At 49.9% G+C, this 15,317-nt stretch carries 13 protein-coding genes and 1 pseudogene; 7 read left to right on the top strand and 7 right to left on the bottom strand.

Annotated features, from left to right (window positions below; translation table 11 throughout):
• The first annotated feature begins 406 nt into the window (after window positions 1-406).
• From A4G20_00740 to A4G20_00730, 3 genes are all read left to right on the top strand, one after another.
• Entirely contained in the window at window positions 407-631 is a 225-nt protein-coding gene (locus A4G20_00740; protein QIW14996.1) for a hypothetical protein, read from the top strand.
• 10 nt (window positions 632-641) lie between these two features.
• Window positions 642-1,457, top strand: coding sequence for a hypothetical protein (locus A4G20_00735; protein QIW14995.1), 816 nt, complete (start codon window positions 642-644; stop codon window positions 1,455-1,457).
• A 61-nt stretch (window positions 1,458-1,518) separates the two neighbouring features.
• Entirely contained in the window at window positions 1,519-2,229 is a 711-nt protein-coding gene (locus A4G20_00730; protein ID QIW14994.1) for a hypothetical protein, read from the top strand.
• A gap of 71 nt (window positions 2,230-2,300) precedes the next feature.
• Here A4G20_00730 and A4G20_00725 read toward each other — a convergent pair whose 3' ends face one another.
• The 6 genes from A4G20_00725 to A4G20_00700 form a co-directional block, all read right to left on the bottom strand.
• On the bottom strand, window positions 2,301-4,262 hold the full coding sequence (locus A4G20_00725) for a DNA mismatch repair protein MutL (protein QIW14993.1): 1,962 nt from the start codon (window positions 4,260-4,262) through the stop codon (window positions 2,301-2,303).
• A 99-nt stretch (window positions 4,263-4,361) separates the two neighbouring features.
• Complete coding sequence (locus tag A4G20_00720) at window positions 4,362-5,117, bottom strand: twin arginine-targeting protein translocase TatC (GenBank protein QIW14992.1); 756 nt, start codon at window positions 5,115-5,117, stop codon at window positions 4,362-4,364.
• Window positions 5,107-5,700, bottom strand: a complete 594-nt coding sequence (locus A4G20_00715; protein QIW14991.1) for a twin arginine-targeting protein translocase TatB — start codon at window positions 5,698-5,700, stop codon at window positions 5,107-5,109. Before A4G20_00715 ends, A4G20_00720 begins: the two co-directional genes overlap by 11 nt.
• 3 nt (window positions 5,701-5,703) lie before the next feature.
• Window positions 5,704-5,931 (bottom strand): preprotein translocase subunit SecA, encoded by a 228-nt coding sequence (gene tatA / locus A4G20_00710; GenBank protein ID QIW14990.1) that lies wholly within the window; start codon window positions 5,929-5,931, stop codon window positions 5,704-5,706.
• Between the two features lie 247 nt (window positions 5,932-6,178).
• Window positions 6,179-6,766: an FMN-dependent NADH-azoreductase gene (locus A4G20_00705; GenBank protein QIW14989.1), complete on the bottom strand. Its 588-nt coding sequence runs from the start codon at window positions 6,764-6,766 to the stop codon at window positions 6,179-6,181.
• Between the two features lie 101 nt (window positions 6,767-6,867).
• On the bottom strand, window positions 6,868-7,845 hold the full coding sequence (locus A4G20_00700; protein QIW14988.1) for a 23S rRNA pseudouridine(1911/1915/1917) synthase: 978 nt from the start codon (window positions 7,843-7,845) through the stop codon (window positions 6,868-6,870).
• A gap of 137 nt (window positions 7,846-7,982) precedes the next feature.
• Here A4G20_00700 and A4G20_00695 point away from each other — a divergent pair, with 137 nt between their 5' ends.
• From A4G20_00695 to A4G20_00680, 4 genes are all read left to right on the top strand, one after another.
• Window positions 7,983-8,756: an outer membrane assembly protein BamD gene (locus A4G20_00695; GenBank protein ID QIW16815.1), complete on the top strand. Its 774-nt coding sequence runs from the start codon at window positions 7,983-7,985 to the stop codon at window positions 8,754-8,756.
• Window positions 8,757-8,848: 92 nt separating this feature from the next.
• Window positions 8,849-9,877: a tRNA N6-adenosine(37)-threonylcarbamoyltransferase complex transferase subunit TsaD gene (locus A4G20_00690; GenBank protein ID QIW14987.1), complete on the top strand. Its 1,029-nt coding sequence runs from the start codon at window positions 8,849-8,851 to the stop codon at window positions 9,875-9,877.
• 10 nt (window positions 9,878-9,887) lie between these two features.
• Window positions 9,888-10,199: an iron donor protein CyaY gene (locus A4G20_00685; protein ID QIW14986.1), complete on the top strand. Its 312-nt coding sequence runs from the start codon at window positions 9,888-9,890 to the stop codon at window positions 10,197-10,199.
• A gap of 143 nt (window positions 10,200-10,342) precedes the next feature.
• Window positions 10,343-12,160 (top strand): ATP-dependent DNA helicase RecQ, encoded by a 1,818-nt coding sequence (locus tag A4G20_00680; GenBank protein QIW16814.1) that lies wholly within the window; start codon window positions 10,343-10,345, stop codon window positions 12,158-12,160.
• On the opposite strand, the pseudogene A4G20_00675 reads toward A4G20_00680, so the two are convergent.
• A pseudogene (locus tag A4G20_00675) lies at window positions 12,153-15,244 on the bottom strand (hypothetical protein). The gene A4G20_00680 and the pseudogene A4G20_00675 overlap by 8 nt on opposite strands.
• Window positions 15,245-15,317: the final 73 nt, after the last annotated feature.

Here is a 15,317-nt window from a genome sequence, read left to right as displayed (position 1 = left end):
CAACAACAAAATGATTACAATGAGCAAGGCCCATTTTAACCAAGTTGGCATACTCGCCTCCTTTCAATATGGGTTGATACCAATTGATCGAGGCTTTAGCTGTCTGACGGCCATCAGACTGCAAGAGCCTGACCAACCGAGAGCAATTATAACATAAGCCGCCTTAATAGGCGGTTTTGTTTTTTACAAGCGGATCAAAAATGCTAATTTTTGCATTGTTTGTCGCCTCATTTAAGCGATTTACAGCCATTTTCAGCAAGGTTTTTATTTCTGATCATTTTCCTCATCTTTATCTTTTTCCCTATCTTAAAGCTCTCAAATTTTCCAATAAGTATACTTATTTCTGCCTTTTCTTGACAGAAAAGGCAAACCATCCTATTAAACATAATCTCTTATAAGGAGAGTAATTATGAGTGCATATAGCATATTAAGTAATTTAGTTAAGAATAAAATTCAGATTTTAAAAGATGATGGGGTTTATTTAGAAAAAGTCGAAGCAAATGCTTTAATTCATTATAAGAAACCAACAATAGATAAGGCGATGAAGCGTATTATTGATGAATATCCTGATTACAATATTTCGTATATGCCTGAAATAAATTGTGTTTCATTAACCATTTCCATTAAATAAAGGAGTAAAAATGAAATTTCGTCCTTATTTATCTCTTGCTGTTTGGCTGGGGGCAATTCTTCCTCTTGCTGTTTCGGCTGCACCAGATCCTAATCTTTTAGAAAAGGCTCAACAGGGTGATGTTAAAGCACAAAATTTGGTAGCAATGTCTTATTGTTTCGATGGGGATTATTACAAAGCCCTTGACTGGTATGAAAAAGCGGCTAAACAGGGGCATGAATTTGCCCAATATACGCTTGCTAATATGTATTATGATGGGAAATGTGCTTCTGCTCAAACAGAACAAGCCGCTCCGAATTATGCTAAAGCCTTGGAGTGGTATAGTCGAATTGCCTATAAGGATAAACCTGAAGAATTATCTAGAAAATATAATGCGATGTTTAAGATGGCAGATATTTATTTTTTTGAGAAAGGTGGTATAAAGCCGCCTAGTGGGCGAAGTATGAGGTCTCGTTATGAGGAGCTTGCGACTATTCCTGATAGTATTATTCAGCAAGATAAAAAAGCGTACCCAGGTATTCAGCAAGAATTTAGTGTTATTCAAGAAACACGTAGTAATGCCCGCTTTCGTTTAGCTAATATGTACTATTATAGCAATGGTGCGCCAAGGGATTACGCCTTAGCTTATAAGTGGGCAAATAAGGCAGTACAGGATGATATGTACTATGCGTATGCTATTTTAGCACGCTTGGAATATAATGGCTTTGGTGTTCAACAAAATAAACCACAAGCCATTAAGCGAATGAGAGCACTTTGTGAGGGTTTTGGAGACCAAGCTTATTGTGATGCTTATAATAGAATGGCAAATGGTTTGCCTGTAAAATAGATATTCATTTAACTCGCTACCTAATGCAAATTGGGTAGAGAGTGTTTATTGAGGAAAAGTGATGAAGGTGAAGTTGCTTTTGTGGTTGATTCTAGGGCTATTTAGCTCTTCCTTTACTCTTGCTCAAAGCCCTTTTCAAAATATGCCTCAGACTCAACTTATCCAATATGCAGAGCAGGGCAATATGGAGGCGCAGCTTTACCTAGCTGCAAAATATTATGAGGGCTATGGGGTAAAACAGGATTTTGAAGAAGCTGCAAAATGGTATCGTAAAGCCGCAGAGCAAGGCTCAATGGATGGGCAATATTTTCTGGGTGTGATGTATGGTGAAGGACTGGGCCTGCCGCATAATGAAGAACTTTCAGCCGCGTGGTTTGAAAAAGCAGCGAAACAGGGCGATGTGGTTGCACAAAATGCACTGGCAGGCAAATATGAATGGGGGCTAGGTGTAGAGCAAGATTACCACCAAGCTGTGTATTGGTATAAACAAGCTGCCCACAATGGCAACAAACAAGCCCAGTTCAATTTAGGTCTGCTACATTTTGAAGGCAAGGGCGTGCCTAAAGACCATTGGACAGCTTGGGCTTATTGGCGAAAAGCCGCCAAACAAAACCACGCAAAAGCACAATTTAATTTAGGGCTTCTATATGCCACTGGGCTAGTTGGTTTGGATAAGTCTCAGGCAAAATACTATTTTGGCTTGGCGTGTAAAAATGCAGAAACCACAGGTTGTGATGAATATCGCAAACTACATGAGCAGGGTATTAAGTAGTTAGTTTAGGGATAATTCACCGATGGCGCCGGCCTCCATACTGGCGCCTATCCCAGCATTTTCTAAACAGGCTAGATCTGCTCCAAATAACCCCCAAAATCCACTTCAATCATTAACCCCTCCAACTCCTCTTTCTTACAAGCCTGCTCCACTTCCGCTAAGAGGGCAATGCCCTCGGCCAAAGAACAAACGGTTGGGATTGGGGCAAAATTTGCAAAAAATTGGTCTAAATCTTCCGCTTGTAGGGCGCCGAGGAGGAGCTGTTGTAGGTTTTGTTCCCGTAGGCAGCGGGGAACTTGATTGACGGTGATGCGTTCCATTTGGCCCAAGCGTTTGTGTTGGAAAACAAAGCCTAGGTCAGTTAGGGCTTGATGTTTGGCCTCAAAGGCTTGGCTTTCTTGGGCATTAAGCTGGAGGTTGAGCGGAATAAGCAGGGCTTGGCTGTCTTGAGCTTTGAGCTGACTATGCAATTTAAGGGCCGCTAATTTTTGCAGGGAAAGCAGGTAGAAGGCTTCTCCTTGCTTGAGTAGGAGGGCCTTGTTTTGTACCACGGCAAGCACCTGTGCTAGCTCATTTGAGGTAGCAAGCGGTTCTATATTGGGGCTTTTTTGCAAATTGGTTGAGGCGTTTTTCTCTAAACCGCCCCCCTCCGCCTTCGGCACCTCCCCCGCAGGCGGGTGGAGGGAAGATGATCTTGGCGGTTTTGCTCTTCTGCAAGCAGGTGGAGGGAAGGAGAGCTTTGCGACTTTTCCTGTTCTGCTTGCTGGTGAGAAGGCGATGCTTTCGCTCCACCCGCTTGCGGGGGAGCTGCCCGAAGGGCTGAGGGGGGAACTCTCTCCTTTGCCCACCAATTCCCCATACCATTTCTGGGCTGACTTGCTCACACTTGTCCTTCTGGCTGGATAAGCGGGGCTTGCAAATTTTTGGCTATTTTCCACCGCTTGCGGGGCCTGATAGGGCTGGGTGAAGATGTTTTGGCCTGCGGCTGCACGGTTGGGGCTGGCCTGATAGACACTGGAAACAGGTTCGTTGATTTGGTGGGCCAGGGGTAAATCGGTTTGAGCCTCTAGGGTGTTGAGCACGCCCTGATAGATAAAATCATGCACCAGCCGCCCTTGGTGGAAGCGAACCTCATGCTTGGCAGGGTGAACGTTCACGTCCACTTGGCTTGGGTCTAAGTCCAGAAACAGCACAAAGGCCGGGTAATGATCCTTGGGCAGGCTGTCGCCGTAAGCCTGGCGGATGGCGTGGTTGATGGTCTTATCCCGCATCATGCGGCCATTGACGTAGCTGTAGCAGAGATCATTTTGCGGGCGAGCCAGGTTAGGCAGTCCAATCCAGCCGTGTAGGTGGAGGTCTCCATGCTGCCAGTCTAGGTGGGAGGCTTTGGCTACAAAGTCTTCCCCGCAAATAGCCGCCACCCGTTTTTCTTGTTCTTTAAGGCTTTGGTCTGCCACGGCCTTGTAATGGCGGATTTTTTTATCGTTGTGGCTCAATATAAAGGTCACATTGGGCTTGGCCAGGGCAATGCGGCGGACCACTTCGTCAATATGGGCGAATTCGGTTTTGTCGGTACGCAGGAACTTGCGCCGGGCGGGCGTGTTGAAAAAGAGGTTGGCCACTTCAATGGTGGTGCCGACAGGGTGGGAGGCGGGCTGGATTTCGACGGCCATTTCTCGCCCCTGAGCATAGGCCTGCCAGGCCTCGGTTTGGTAGGCCGGCCGGGAGGTCAGGGTCAGACGGGAAACTGAGCTGATACTGGCTAAGGCCTCGCCCCGAAAGCCCAAGCTTAGGATCATTTCCAAGTCTTCAAGGCTGGCAATCTTGCTGGTAGCGTGGCGGGCCAGGGCCAGGCTCAAGTCCTGCTTGCCAATGCCGCAGCCATTATCCCGAATGCGAATAAGCTGGGCGCCGCCCTTTTCAATCTCAATCTGAATGAGGCTGGCGCCTGCATCCAGGCTGTTTTCGACTAATTCTTTGACCACCGAGGCCGGCCGTTCCACCACTTCGCCTGCGGCAATTTGGTTGGCCAGTTGAGGGGGAGGATTTGAATGAGCTGATTGGGCGTGTGCATGGCAAGTTCCTAAAAATCATGATGCCCTATTTTAGCCCAAAAAAAAGAGTAGCCGAAGCTACTCTTGAGGTTTAATGGCATTTTCTTGCTCCTCATCCCTTTTCACATAGAAGCGGGAGCAGATAACCCCGATTTCAAATAAGATAACCATGGGAATGGCCAGCAGGGTTTGGGAGAAAATGTCTGGTGGGGTTAAGAGCATGCCGATAACAAAGGCCGCCACAATAATGTAAGGCCGCTTGCCTCGTAGGTCTTCTGCCGAGGTTACGCCCGACCAGCAGAGCAGGATAATGGCGACGGGTACTTCAAAGCAGATACCAAAGGCCAGGAAGATGGTCAGAACGAAGTCTAGATAGCTGCTGATGTCGGTGGCCATGGTCACGCCCTCGGGTGCGGTGCTGGTTAAGAAACCAAAGACCAGGGGGAAAACCACATAATAGGCAAAGGCCACGCCAGTGTAGAACAATACGGTGCTGGAGAGCAGAAGCGGATAGACCAGGCGTTTTTCGTGCTTATAGAGGGCGGGCGCCACAAAGGCCCAGATTTGATAGAGAATATAAGGCACGGAAAGGAAGACCGATACAATGGCTGTCAGCTTGATGGGCGTGAAAAAAGGCGTTGCAACATTGGTTGCAATCATGGTCGCCCCAGCTGGTAAGCGTTCTGTCAGCGGTGTTGCCAGGAGAGAATAGATGTCGTTGGCCCAGTAAACCAGGCAGACAAAAACCACGAGCACGCAAATCAGCGCCTTCATTAGGCGGTTACGCAGTTCCACCAAGTGGCTGATCAGGGATTGGGATTGCTCAACTGACATGGGTCTTCTCCTTTTCTAAGGTGTTTTCGACCACGGCCAAGTCATCATCAGGCGGATAGTAGGCGGCCAGAGCCTCCTCATCCAATTCCTCTTCGGCCAATTCAGCCAACTCATCGGCGGAAAGTGTTTGCTCACTGTTTGAGGGTGCCTGCCCATTTGCAAGTTTTTCGCCCTTTTCAGCCGCTTGTTGAGCCTGATCTTGGGCCTCAAGCTGCTGGCTTTCGGCCTCGATCTTATCCTGAATGGCTGATACCTCTTCCTTGCTCAAGCCCTCGAAGCTATCCTTGGCTTCCGCCAGATTGGCCTTCATTTTTTCGGCAGACTGTTTAAGCTCTTCCACCGTTTTGCTTAACTCAGGGGAAAGCTGGGTCAGGTTGAGGGATTCGGCTTTTTTGATGCTCTCTTGCAACTCTTGCAGTTTCAGTTCTTGGGCCAGCTCGTTTTGCACATTGGCAGCCAAGCCCCGGATGGTCGCCACCCAGCCCATTACTGTTTTAATTGCTACTGGTAACCGTTTGGGGCCTAGCACAACCAGGCCCACAATCATGATGAGAACCAGTTCAGAGAAACCAATATCAAACACGGATTATGCCTGCTCTTTTTCTTTGGCCTTTTGTTCAGTTTGAGCGTCTGCTTTTTGCTCAACTTTCTCAAAACCCGCATCTTCAGGTTTCTTGTCATCGCTCATGGCCTTTTTAAAGCCCTTGACCGATTCGCCCAAGTCTGTGCCGAGTGTCCGCAATTTCTTGGTGCCGAAAAGTAAGACAATGATTGCCACAATAATCAGGAGTTGCCAAATGCTGATACCACCCATAAAAAGTCCTCTTTGGTTGAAGTGAAAATAAAAGACCTGTCGATTATACGAGTTTTCCGCCAGAAAAACAGTAGGCTTGATCAAATTTGCGTGATTTCCGACAAATTTGCTCGAAAAAAGTGGAGGGAGTTGGAGTAAGGTTTCGGATTTTTTGGCTAAGCCAATATAAAAGATGGCGCAAGCGTCCACGCTTGTGCCGAAAAACAGGCACCAGCCTGGAGGCTGGCGCCATCGTTGAGGGTATCAATTATAAAGCTTTAACAATCTGATCCAATTCTGCTTTTGCAAGATTTTGGGCTTTTTCAACCGCTTCTGGGCCGAAGCCGATGCCTTCAGCGTAAACAAATTGCACTTCATTCACGCCCACAAAGCCTAGGACGGTTTGCACATATTGTTTAACTAAATCTGTAGCGGTGTCCTTGTGGAAGCCGCCAGTGGAAAGAATAACCACGGCTTTTTTGCATTTAACCAAGCCTTCAGGGCCGTTTTCGGTGTAGCGGAAGGTTACGCCGGCACGGCAGATGTAGTCAAAGTAGCTCTTAAGTTGAGCTGGAATGCCGAAGTTGTACATTGGAGCATTGACCACGAGAAGATCGGCTGCGTTTAATTCTGCAATTAGGCTGTCAGACAAGTCAGCCAAGGCCTTTTGGGCATCGTTTTGCGGTTGGCCACGGGTGGCAAGGGCGGCTTCGCCTGTGAAGTAAGGTAGAGGCTGGGCGGCCACATCACGGGTGGTTACATTGGCCTGTAATTGACCAACAAAATAATCGCTTAGGGCGGATGATTGGGAATTGTCGCCTAAGATACTGGATTTTAAAACGAGTACATTTTTCATAGAAACCTCTGATATTGAATAAAGTAAAAGACGGATGCTAGTGTATTCTTAACTAAAGCAAAACAAAAGCCTCAAAAAGTGAATTAAGTCTTCACTTCTAGTTAATAATCTAAATCGTCCTTATAGAGTAGGTAGTCGGCCTTGAGGGCTTCCACCAGTTCCACAAAATCCTCTGGCAGCGGGGCGTGCCATTCCATCAGCTCGCCTGTAATGGGGTGGTTAAGCCGCAGCATAATGGCGTGCAGGGCCTGGCGTTGGAAGCCTCGCAAGACACTGAGGAAGTCCTCACTGGCTCCCTTGGGTGGGCGAGGCCGGCCACCATAGAGCTGATCGCCCAAGAGCGGATGGGCAATATGGGCCATGTGTACCCGAATTTGGTGGGTGCGGCCAGTTTCTAGCCGTAAACGCAGGCGGGTGTAGTTACGGAAGCGCTCCATAATCCGATAATGGGTCACAGCCGGCTTGCCCATGGGGTGAACGGCCATAGCCGTACGTTTGGTTGGGTGGCGAGCCATAGGCTCATCCACCTTGCCGCCCTGGGTCATAATCCCGCTGGCCACGGCCTCGTATTCACGGGTAATCTGGCGTTTTTGCAGAGCCGTGACTAGATGGGTCTGGGCTGGAATGTTTTTAGCCACCACCATCAGGCCCGTGGTGTCCTTGTCTAGGCGGTGAACAATGCCTGCCCGTGGCACTTCGGCAATGGGCGGATAGTGGTAGAGCAGGGCATTGAGTACCGTGCCATCAGGGTTGCCCGCCCCTGGGTGGACGACCAAGTCCTTGGGCTTGTTAATCACGATAATATCATCATCTTCATAAACAATATTAAGGGGAATATTCTGAGGCTCGAAGCGGACTTCTTCTTCCACTTCCGCCTGAATTTCCACGCTTTCGCCGCCAAAAACCTTTTCTCTGGCCTTGTTGCAGATTTGGCCATTGACGGTCACTAAATCGCTTTCAATCCAAACCTTAATGCGGGAACGGGAGTAATCAGGAAAGATTTGCGCAAGGGCCTGATCCAGCCTTGCACCAAGTAAATCAGCAGGCACCTGGGCCTGTAAAATCATTTGTTGGGTCATAATTGTAATTTAGGGTTTTAATCTCGTTCGATGTTCTATAAAATAAGGCCATTTTCGCTGAACTTTGCGAAGATAGCAGGTACAAAGCATTGTACATGAAACTTGACTATCCGCAGAAACTTTTTAAGGTAAATATTATGCGCCCATTCCGAACCCTTCTGGCTACACTCTTAGCAGGTCTTGCGCTTGCAGGCTGTTCCAGCAACAATGAAGTTGAACAATCGCCAGCCCAAGATCTCTACAGCAAGGGGCAAACCTATTTGCAGGAGGAGGATTACACCTCAGCCATCCGCTATTTAGAAGCCGTTGATGGCCGCTTCAGACACAGCACCTACGGCGAACAAACCCTCCTAAGCCTGGCCTATGCCCAATACAAGGTGGGCGAATACTATAAGGCCATTGACGTAGCTGAACGCTTTGTGCGTAGCTACCCAAACAGCCCAAGCATGGACTATGTTTACTACCTGGCCGCCCTGTCTAACGCCCGCTTAGGCGATAACTTTATCCAGGATTTCTTCCGTGTAAACCGTGCCTCCCGTGCGGTAGAAAATGTGCGTAACGCTTACGGCAGCTTCAAGCTGATTGTAGATAACTTCCCGCAAAGCCAATACGCTGCCGATTCCCGCCAATGGATGGCTTTCCTTTTCAATCGCTTGGCTGAACATGAGCTTGAAATCGTCAAATACTATATGAAGCGTGACGCCTATGTGGCCGTGGCCAACCGTGTGGAAGAAATGATGCGTTTCTACCCTGAAAGCAAGCCGACCGCCGATGCCCTGCCATACCTGCGTGATGCCTTCAAGGCCATGGGTATTGAGGACTCGGCCGCCAAGGTGGAAGCCCTGATTGAGCAAAATAAGAACCGTGAGTTCCCATCGGTGAGCAAGCCAGCCTACGGCGAGCAGTTCTAATCTATCATCCCATCCGACAAGCGGTCAGAACTTTGTAAAAACTTACAAAATGCCTACCGCTTGTTGTGTTTTTATGAAAACCCAAGCCAACCATGCGAATTTTAGGAATTGAAACCTCGTGCGATGAAACGGGCGTGGCTATTTATGATGAAGCCCGTGGCCTCATCGCCAACCAGCTTTACAGCCAGATTGACATGCACGCTGATTATGGCGGTGTGGTGCCTGAGCTGGCCTCCCGTGATCATATCCGTAAGACCCTGCCCCTTATTCAAGCCGCCCTTGATGAAGCCAAACTTGAACCAAACCAAATTGATGCGGTGGCCTATACCGCAGGCCCAGGCCTGGTCGGGGCACTCTTGGTTGGGGCGACCATTGCCCGTTCGTTAGCCTATGCTTGGAATGTGCCAGCCCTGGGTGTCCACCATATGGAAGGCCACCTGCTGGCGCCTATGTTAGAGGACAACCCGCCTGAATTTCCCTTTGTGGCTCTGTTAGTGTCGGGCGGCCATACCCAGTTGGTCAAGGTTGAAAATGTCGGCCAATATGAACTCTTGGGCGAATCCATTGACGATGCCGCTGGCGAAGCCTTTGATAAGACAGCCAAACTCCTAGGCTTAGACTACCCAGGGGGGGCTGCCCTGGCCAAATTAGCCGAGCAGGGCCAGCCCAAGCGCTTTGTCTTCCCAAGGCCCATGACCGATCGGCCTGGCCTGGATTTCAGCTTTTCAGGCCTCAAAACCTTTGCGGCCAACACCATTGCAGCTAATGTAAATGAGCAGGGTGAATTAGATGAGCAAACCAAGTGCGATATTGCCCATGCCTTCCAAACAGCCGTGATTGACACCCTTATGATCAAGTGCCGCCGAGCTTTACAGCAAACAGGCTACAAGCGCTTGGTCATCGCAGGTGGGGTCAGTGCCAACAAACAGTTACGAGCCGATCTGGCAGAACTTATGCAAAATATTGGCGGGCAAGCCTTTTACCCCCGCCCAGCCTTTTGCACCGACAACGGTGCTATGATTGCTTATGCTGGTTTTGTCCGCCTCAAGGCAGGGCAAACGACCGACCTAAGCGTCCAAGTTAAGCCCCGTTGGGCCATGAGTGATTTACCTAGCTTATAGAGAGAAGAAAATGACCCCAGTAGAATTTCATCAGGCTGTCAATGAGGCCTGGCAAACCATTGAAGATGCTCTAGACGAACAAGGTGCAGACATCGATTGCGAAGTCCAAGGTTCTGTGATGACCCTGGTTTTCCCTGACCGCTCCCAAGTCGTTATCAACAAACAGGAAGCCATGCGGGAGATGTGGCTATCCAGCAAGCTAGGAGCCTTCCACTTTGTCTATCGTGATGGAGACTGGCTGGGCACCAAGGATCAGCGTCCTTTCAGTGCTTACTTCCGTGAGGCAACCGAAAAACATGGTGAAGTGGTAGAGCTAGCCTAACAAGCGGGCAGATTTTTGCAAAAAGTTGCAAAATTTCAACCGCTTGTATTACCTTGTAACGATGGCGCAAGCGTCCACGCTTGTGCCTGATTAGCACCAGCCTGGAGGCTGGTGCTATCCGCCTCAAATTCCCAAGGATCTCCGTGCAACCCACTATCCACCAACCCAAAGACATCCTTAACCAAATCTTTGGTTACCAGCATTTCCGCCAAGGTCAAGAACAAGTGATCGAGGCGGTTTTGCATGGCCAGGATTGCTTGGTTATTATGACCACGGGCGGTGGTAAGTCCCTCTGTTATCAGGTGCCGGCCCTCTGCTTAGAGGGATTGACCCTGGTCATTTCTCCCCTGATTTCGCTGATGAAGGATCAGGTCGATCAGCTTTTAGCCAACGGTATAGAAGCGGCCTACCTCAATTCCAGCCAGACCTTTGAAGAGCAGCGCCAGGTCGAGCAAAAGGCCCTGAGCGGCCAGCTTAAACTGCTCTACCTCTCGCCTGAAAAGGTCATGACCAGCAACTTCGGCTACTTTATTTCCCGCTGTAAGATCAGCCTGATTGCAGTGGACGAAGCCCATTGCGTGTCCCAGTGGGGCCATGATTTCCGCCCTGAATATACCCTGATCGGCCGCCTGCGTCAGCACTTCCCCAATGTGCCCCTCATGGCCCTGACGGCCACAGCCGACCCAACCACCCGGGCCGATATTATCCAGCACCTCCAGCTACAAAACCCGCACACCTATTTGGGTAGCTTTGATCGGCCAAATATCCGCTACACGGTGCAGGAAAAATTCAAGCCCATGGAGCAGTTGGCCAAGTTTATTCTGGCCCAAAAGGGCAAGAGCGGGATTGTCTATTGCAACAGCCGCAAGAAGGTGGAGGAAATTACCGAAAAGCTGGCGGCAAGAAGAGTGGCGGTTATGGGCTATCATGCAGGGATGTCAGTCGAGCAGCGGGAAACGGTTCAGAACGCCTTTCAGCGGGATAACATTCAGGTGGTGGTGGCCACCATCGCCTTTGGCATGGGGATCAACAAGTCCAACGTTCGTTTTGTGGTGCATTTCGACCTGCCCCGCAGCATTGAGTCCTACTACCAAGAAACCGGCCGGGCTGGACGGGACGATCTACCAGCCGAAGCCGTGCTTTTTTACGACCCTAGCGATTATGGCTGGCTCTACAAGGTGCTTTTGGAAAAGCCTGAAAGCGAACAACGCCAGATTGAACAGCACAAGCTCCAGGCCATCGGGGCCTTTGCCGAATCCCAAACCTGCCGCCGCCTGGTTCTGCTCAATTATTTTGGTGAACACCGCCAAGAACCCTGCAAGAACTGCGATATTTGTCTGGATCCACCTAAAAAATATGATGGGTTGGTGGATGCCCAAAAGGTCATGTCGGTCATTTACCGTACCGGCCAAACTTTTGGTCTCCATCATGTGATTGGGGTCTTGCGGGGGCTGAATAACCAGAAGATTCGGGACTTCCAGCACGATCAGCTTTCTGTATATGGGATTGGCAAGGACAAGAGCCAGGACTATTGGGTCAGCGTGACCCGCCAGCTCATTCATTTGGGGCTGATCCAGCAGAACATTGTCTATCATTCGGCCCTGCAATTAACCGAAAGTGCCCGCCCTGTGCTGAGGGCAGAAGTGCCGCTGGAGCTGGCTCAACCGAGGCTCAAGCTATCCTCGGCCAGTGGCTTTCTGCAAAAACAGGCCAGCCAGCGTTACGACAAGGATCTCTTTGCCCGCCTGCGTTTCCTGCGTAAGCAGATTGCCGACAAGGAAAATATCCCGCCCTATGTGGTCTTTAACGATGCCACCCTTCAAGAAATGGCCGAATTTATGCCCACCAACCGTGCAGCCATGCTGGACATCAACGGGGTGGGCGAGCGGAAATTAGAACGCTTCGGGCCGGCCTTTATCAACCTTATCAAGGATCACCTAAGCCATCTTCAGTCTAACTGACCAGTTCCAAGAGGGCCTGGACAGGGTGCTTGATGGCGGTTTGCTCCATGCGTTTAACCTGGCAGCGGCAGGAATAGCCTGTGGCTAGGCAGCGTTCCAAATTTTTATTCGTTAATTTAACCTGCCAAGATTGGCGATAAATGGCCTTGGACATCTCCTGCCTTGCCACTTCATGCCCAAAGGTTCCGGCCATGCCGCAACAGCCCACACTTTCGTTTGTCAACTTCTCACCAAAATGAGCAAAGATGGCCTGCCATTGGCCTGGGCTGCCAGGTAGGGCGGTGGCTTCGGTACAGTGGGCAAAGAGGTGCCAAGGCAAGCGGTCAGTTTGGGCCGTTTTTTTGCAAGCCTCCAAGCGGCCAGCCTTGAGTTCTTGGGTTAGCCATTCATGGGCTAAAAGAACCTGGAAATCCCCCGTTTTTCCTTGAGGATGAGCTTGTATTCATCCCGATAAATCAGCACCAGAGCTGGATCGATTCCCACCATAGGCAGGCCTAGCTTGGCCACACGGCTTAAGAAATCCGCCTGATCTTGGGCAGTTTTGGCGAAGCGGTTGAGGAAGCCCTTAACATGCAGGGCCTTGCCATTAGGCTTGAAGGGCAGGACGACCGGTCTAAAGCCTAGTTTCTGGCAGAGCTGGACGAAATCCGCCACCACTTTTGCATCATAATAGGAGGTAAAGGGATCCTGCACCACCAGGACGGTCTTGCAAAAATCGTCCGATTTTGTACCGTTTGCCGCCTCTTTTTCCAGTTCTTCAAGACTTGAACCTCGGTAGCCGATTTGTACCAGCTCTTGTGCTAAGTTAGGCACAGATAGGGCGGGCAGGTAGGTCATACCGATGGTCTTATTGGCGATTTTTTCAGCCAGGTTATTCGTGCTGAAGAAGTTAAAAAAGCGGGGAGCTTTGGCCATCAATGGGGCGACAAATTCCAGATTGCCCACCACATAGTCCTTGGCTGGGCGGAAATAGCGGCGATGATAGAGGTCATTAAACTGTGAACGGAAGGTCGGCACATCAATCTTAATTGGGCACTGGCTGGCACAGGCCTTACAAGCCAGGCAGGTATCCATGGCAGCCTTGACCTCGTGGGAGAAATCATAATCCTTGCCCTTTCGCCACTGATGGCGGATTTTGGCTACAAAATCGACCAACTTAGCGGATTTTTCCTGAGGTTTGAAGAGCAGATCATCTGGCTTCACATTCTGCTCTGCCAGCAATCTTAACCACTCCCGAATCAGGGTGGCCCGACCCTTGGGTGAAAAGAGGCGGTTGCCCGACACCTTCATGGAAGGGCACATGGCACTATGCACATCAAAATTAAAGCAAAGCCCATTGCCGTTGCAACTCATGGCCCCCTTAAATTCTTCCCGTACGGTAAGGGGAATTTGCCGGTCGAAATCGGCCCGCATAGGGCTATCGATAGGGTAGAGTTGATGGTCGCTTTCTAGCGGCGTGCAGATCTTACCCGGGTTGAGGCGGTTATGGGGGTCGAAAAGCCCCTTGATATAACGCAGTTCCTTCCAAAGGGTTGGGCCAAAGAAACGCTCGCCATAGTAGGAACGCATGCCCTTGCCGTGCTCCCCCCAAATCAGGCCGCCGTATTTGGCGGTCAGTTCTACTACCTGATCGGAAATGGCCTTGAAGGTTTGTACCTGCTCATGGTCGCATAAGTCCAGGGCCGGGCGGACGTGGAGCACGCCGGCATCCACATGGCCGAACATACCGTAGGCTAGGTTATGGCTGTCTAGGAGCTGACGAAATTCGCTGATGTAGTCGGCCAGGTGTTCCGGCGGCACGCAGGTGTCTTCCACAAAGGCAATAGGCTTGGCCCAGCCCTGGGCATTACCTAACAGCCCCACCGCCTTCTTCCGCATGGCGTAGATTTTCTCAATCGAAGCCAATTCGGTACAGGTCTGGTAGCCAATAATCCCCCCTTCTCCCTGGGCAATTTTTTCATCTAAATTTTGGCAAAGGGTTTGGACTTGGGCCTCAATTTCTTCCTGATTGTTGGAAGCATATTCCACAATGTTAATCCCTAAAATCGGGTTGGCCTCCTCTTCTTTTAAGAGATCGGAAACCGAATGCCAGATAATATCCTGCTTGGCCAGATTCAGCACCTTGGAGTCCACGGTTTCGACTGAAAGCGCCTTGGCCTCCAACATAAGAGGGGCAGACCGCAGGGCGGCATCAAAGGAGTTATACTTAATGTTAATCAGGGTGCGGAATTTGGGAATGGGCAGGAGGTTGAGCTTGGCCTCACAAATAAAGGCCAGAGAGCCTTCAGAGCCGGTTAAAATTCGGGTCAGGTTAAATTCGCTGAGATCATCCTTAAAGACATTTTTCAGATCGTAGCCAGTGAGGAAGCGGTTGAGCTGGGGCAGTTCGCTTAAGACAGTCGGCCGCAGGGCCTTGGTGCGGCTGAAAATCTCGGTGTGTAATTTTTTGCCTAGCGGTGAGAGTGGCAGGCTGTCTAAATTTGCAGAAAAATCCTCGGTTTTAACCGCTTGGGTTTCCAGCAGCTCCCCATTGATGAGCACAGATTTGAGGGCCAGAATATGATCGGAAGTCTTGCCATATTGGAGCGAGCCTTGGCCGGAAGCGTCCGTATTTATCATGCCACCCAGAGTGGCTCGATTGCTGGTGGAGAGCTCAGGCGAGAAGAAAAGCCCATGGGGTTTAAGATATTGGTTGAGTTGATCCTTGACCACACCAGCCTGCACCCGCACCCAACGCTCTTCTACATTAAGTTCTAAGATCTGGTTCATGTGGCGGGAGAGATCGACAATAATATTGTTATTAAGCGATTGGCCATTGGTGCCCGTGCCCCCGCCCCGAGGGGTGAAGGTGAGACCTTGGAAGTCCGGCTGGTTGGCAAGTTGGGTTAAAGCAAGCACGTCCTCAACCGATTTAGGAAAAAGAATGGCTTGGGGGAGTTGCTGGTAGACGCTGTTGTCGGTGGCAAGCGAGAGGCGGTCGGCGTAGCTGGAGGCTATATCGCCTCTAAACTGGGGTTTAAGTTGGTTTAGATAGCTTTCAACAAGGGGTGAAAGATCAGGGGTGTTTGCAAGTCTTGGTAGCATATTTTTATAATAAAAGAGAAGATAATCACAGGAGAATATTAACAAGAAATTGCGGTGGAATTAAGCGGAAAAT

Source organism: Pasteurellaceae bacterium RH1A, assembly GCA_012221805.1.
Taxonomy (GTDB): domain Bacteria; phylum Pseudomonadota; class Gammaproteobacteria; order Enterobacterales; family Pasteurellaceae; genus RH1A.
The sequence above is the reverse complement of the archived record's forward strand: the minus strand, read 5'-3'. Positions and strand labels throughout refer to the sequence as shown.

Coding starts and splice junctions, on each gene's coding strand:
- A4G20_00735 (QIW14995.1), top strand. CDS start 642: ATGAAATTTCGTCCTTATTTATCTCTTGCTGTTTGGCTGGGGGCAATT.
- A4G20_00730 (QIW14994.1), top strand. CDS start 1,519: ATGAAGGTGAAGTTGCTTTTGTGGTTGATTCTAGGGCTATTTAGCTCT.
- A4G20_00720 (QIW14992.1), bottom strand. CDS start 5,117: ATGTCAGTTGAGCAATCCCAATCCCTGATCAGCCACTTGGTGGAACTG.
- tatA (QIW14990.1), bottom strand. CDS start 5,931: ATGGGTGGTATCAGCATTTGGCAACTCCTGATTATTGTGGCAATCATT.
- A4G20_00705 (QIW14989.1), bottom strand. CDS start 6,766: ATGAAAAATGTACTCGTTTTAAAATCCAGTATCTTAGGCGACAATTCC.
- A4G20_00700 (QIW14988.1), bottom strand. CDS start 7,845: ATGACCCAACAAATGATTTTACAGGCCCAGGTGCCTGCTGATTTACTT.
- A4G20_00695 (QIW16815.1), top strand. CDS start 7,983: ATGCGCCCATTCCGAACCCTTCTGGCTACACTCTTAGCAGGTCTTGCG.
- A4G20_00690 (QIW14987.1), top strand. CDS start 8,849: ATGCGAATTTTAGGAATTGAAACCTCGTGCGATGAAACGGGCGTGGCT.
- A4G20_00685 (QIW14986.1), top strand. CDS start 9,888: ATGACCCCAGTAGAATTTCATCAGGCTGTCAATGAGGCCTGGCAAACC.